The sequence below is a fragment of the Bradyrhizobium sp. UFLA05-89 genome, from assembly GCF_059803475.1.
In genome coordinates, this window is sequence record NZ_JBANBA010000234.1 from 1 (window position 1) to 3,411 (window position 3,411).

Genomic DNA, 3,411 nt, shown 5'->3' on the forward strand with positions numbered 1-3,411 from the left:
TCCGTGATCGTGCAATCCCTCGGCAGCGACCCCGCGCCAAGATGAATCTTGGCAAGCCGACTGCACACCCGACGTTCGCTTCTCCGGCGATTTGCAAGCATCTCGATTGTTCACTTGTTAGATCACGGCCCATCCCGCACTCCTACACGTACCGAACATTCGTTGGGATGTGCTGAGCGGATCGGCTCGCATTCGAGACTTACTCTCCCCGCCCCGTTTACGCCTCGTTAGGAAATGCTCTGGGCCCCGACAACCGTTCCCGTATTGTTCTTGCCAGGCGAACGGCCGCCTGCTAGCCTCGATTGCAGGAAAGGGCAGGCTGGTTCGAGCATGGTACAGCGGGTTTCTACCGTCGCCTTCGAGGGGATCGAGGCCCGCGCGGTCGACGTGCAGGTCCAGGTTGCGCCTGGCCTGCCGGCCTTTGCCATCGTCGGTCTTCCGGACAAGGCGGTCTCGGAGGACCGCGAGCGGGTGCGCTCGGCGCTGATCGCCTCGGGGCTGTACCTGTTGAAATTACTTCCGCTTTGACAGCGTAGCGGACATCACCGGAATATCTGCCCGGCCAGCTCTGTCGCGATTGATCCAGAGCGGACGAGGACTGTTGGCTGATATCTGCTTTTGACCCGATGGCGCACAACGCCATTTCGAGATTGCGTTTTCCTACTGCAACGACCGCTCTCAGTAACTCAGCTTCGGATACCAGTCCTTGCCGCGTCCGTCTGGCGTCAGATCCAGAATAGACCACAACGAGGCGACGTCAGGAGCCAGACGCGGGTCTTCGCCCGGATCGGCCATATCTGCCGTCATCTCAGCGGCCCAGAACAGCCGCACTTTATCGCCGTCGCGCTTGAACACAGTGATCGCCGGCCATTCCGAGCCGTCGCCTTTCAGCGACCCGATATCCTTGGCGTAGTCGTCGCCAATGGTCTGTACGAAATCCAGATTGCGCCAGCCGCGCTCCTGCGCGAATGCAAGTTGTCGCGGCACCGGCGAGCGGCCGAGCACCTTCAACGCGACGCGCTGCTTGATGTCGGCCGCGTTGCCATTCACCGCGCCGAGCCAGTTAGTACACATCGGACACGGTCGCTCGCGTTGCGGCCCGAACATCCAGAAGTAGGTCACCAGCGCGTTGTGTCTGCCGAACAGGTCCATGAGCCCCAACTCGGAGCCGTTGGCGTCCTTGAAGCGATAGTCCTTCTCGATGACAGGACCGGGGGGAAGCGAACGGCGCTGTTCGGTGAGCCGCGTCATGTGGCGGCGGAATTCGATTTCCTCGGCAACCAGCGCCACGCGCGCCGTGCGGTACTCCGGGCTCTCGCCGGCGAATGGAGTTCTGGCGAGCTTTGCTAGGGTTGCGGCCGGCTTCAGTGTGTGAGCGTCCATCATGCGCCTCCGACGACATCGTTCGTTACCATAACTCCGGCCCCACACGACTGTTTCACGTCGGAACCTCCGGCATTGCGCCCTCAAAGCCACTGTTTACGTGATGCGGCTCTGCATCCGAGTGCATCGAGCGCCGGCTCAATTCTAAGGAATTACAGCCATCGGAATAAGGCGGCCTCTTTCATACGACGCCAACGGGCGATGTCGCCTTGTGTGCCCATCGCGACCCCAATTTTCCATTGACGAAATCACATGGTTTCGTTGGGGCCACACGCTTCTCCATAAGAAGCCGTCAATGACGCCCACCAAGCAGCAATAAAGCCGCTTGGGGGCGGTTCGCGGTTCCTTCGAGTGTCCACTTGCGCTGGCAAATCGAAGTTCCAAGTTCTGGCATCCAGAACCGGCCAAAGAATAGAGGAAGTGCAAGCAACCTCGCCGCATCAGGTGTATAGTCTTTGCATCACCGGCCGAGGCTCTGCCCGTAGGCGTCGGTGGCTGAGAGACACTGCTGTGCTCCCGCCTGCAAAGTCAGGGAGCGCGGCTATGCCGATTATCGGTCAAATCTTCCATCCTTTATCAATCGATACCGCACATCTCGAAATGGCCAGTGACAGTATTCGCGAAGCCCTTGCGGTGCTGAGGAAGCCATGCGCCGATACGTTCCTCGGGCGCGAGACTTACAAGCCGTTTCCGAAAGGCACGGACGAAAATAACACAGGCAATAGCAACTAAGCTCATCCGGGCCCATTGTCGTCCGATGATTGATCCGCTTTTTGCTCGCGCTCAGCTCGCTATTGAAGAGAGCAAAGCTCTTCGAGAGGAAAAGCACGCATTGCAAGCTCGTCAACATCATGCTCGGGAGGAGCTTTGTCGCTCCGTACTTGAGAGCGCCATGTGCCTGACAGAAACAAAGGCATACCGAGACGATCAGCAACGGCAAGGCGCTACCGCGTGAATGCGCCCTCCTGCTGTAACCTCGGCGGCCGCAGCGGCCTTTAAGCGGGGAGTTTTGAAGTCGGCCGGGAGGACCACGCGAAAACGTAGGTCCACCTGCGGAACGACCCGTTTCCTAAGAACCACGGGACGCGGCGGCGTCTGACAAGCCGGTGGCCTGCGGCGACACCGCGGTCTTGTCATTGACGAACTCACCTGTTGATAATCGGCGCGCCAGGCGCCGGCAAATCGATGATGGCCGCGCGCCTGCCCTCGATCCTGCCGCCGCTGTCGCCGGGCGAGCTTTTGGAGGTCTCCATGATCGCCTCCGTCGCCGGCGAGATCGAAGGCGGCGCGCTGACCTCGCGGCGGCCGTTCCGCTCGCCGCATCATTCTGCCAGCATGGCCGCACTGACCGGCGGCGGCATGCGCGCAAAGCCCGGCGAGATCTCGCTCGCGCATCAGGGCGTCCTGTTCCTCGACGAGCTTCCGGAGTTCGATCCGCGCGTGCTGGATTCGCTGCGCCAGCCGCTGGAGAACGGCGAGGTCTCGGTGTCGCGTGCCAATCACCGCGTCACCTACCCTGCCCGCTTCATGCTGGTCGCAGCGATGAATCCGTGCCGTTGCGGCAACGCCTTCGAGCCCGGCTATGCCTGCAAGCGCGGCCGCATCGATCGCTGCACGGCGGACTACCAGGCGCGCATCTCGGGTCCCCTGATGGACCGCATCGACCTGCGCATCGAGGTGCCGGCGGTGACCGCGGCCGACCTGATCCTGCCACCGCCGGCGGAAGGATCAGCGGAAGTCGCCGCGCGCGTCGCCGCGGCGCGCGATATTCAGCGCGCGCGTTATCAGGCCGCGGGGTTGCCGAACGTCCGCACCAATGCGGAGGCACCAGCCTCGGTGCTCGAGGAGATCGCAAAGCCCGAAGCGCAAGGCCAAAAACTCTTGCGCGATGCGGCCGAGACCATGCGGCTGTCGGCGCGCGGCTATCACCGCGTGCTGCGGGTGGCGCGCACGCTAAAGCGTGATGGCATTAAGTTCGATAGCCTGAATTTTTGAGGTAGTTGGCGCATTCCTCGGGGGTGAAGGCAT

2 protein-coding genes and 3 pseudogenes are annotated in these 3,411 nt (G+C 61.7%); 3 read left to right on the plus strand and 2 right to left on the minus strand.

Going from position 1 to position 3,411, the window contains the following annotated elements:
* Positions 1 to 101, minus strand: a pseudogene (locus SO139_RS45805) (PilZ domain-containing protein); the annotation flags it as partial.
* A gap of 229 nt (positions 102 to 330) precedes the next feature.
* Here SO139_RS45805 and SO139_RS45810 point away from each other — a divergent pair.
* Positions 331 to 507: pseudogene (locus SO139_RS45810) on the plus strand (magnesium chelatase domain-containing protein); the annotation flags it as partial.
* 171 nt (positions 508 to 678) lie between these two features.
* Here the strand turns inward: SO139_RS45810 and SO139_RS45815 are convergent.
* Positions 679 to 1,383 carry a DUF899 family protein gene (locus SO139_RS45815; RefSeq protein ID WP_449383684.1) on the minus strand — a complete coding sequence of 235 codons (705 nt, stop codon included), beginning with the start codon at positions 1,381 to 1,383 and terminating at the stop codon, positions 679 to 681.
* A 543-nt stretch (positions 1,384 to 1,926) separates the two neighbouring features.
* On the opposite strand from SO139_RS45815, the gene SO139_RS45820 reads away from it, so the two are divergent.
* Positions 1,927 to 2,115 (plus strand): hypothetical protein, encoded by a 189-nt coding sequence (locus SO139_RS45820; protein ID WP_449383685.1) that lies wholly within the window; start codon positions 1,927 to 1,929, stop codon positions 2,113 to 2,115.
* 414 nt (positions 2,116 to 2,529) lie between these two features.
* Positions 2,530 to 3,339: pseudogene (locus tag SO139_RS45825) on the plus strand (YifB family Mg chelatase-like AAA ATPase); the annotation flags it as partial.
* Positions 3,340 to 3,411 lie beyond the last annotated feature (72 nt).

Bases quoted from the DNA above. Each gene is read 5' to 3' on its own strand.
- SO139_RS45815 (WP_449383684.1), bottom strand. From the start codon at position 1,383: ATGGACGCTCACACACTGAAGCCGGCCGCAACCCTAGCAAAGCTCGCC.
- SO139_RS45820 (WP_449383685.1), top strand. From the start codon at position 1,927: ATGCCGATTATCGGTCAAATCTTCCATCCTTTATCAATCGATACCGCA.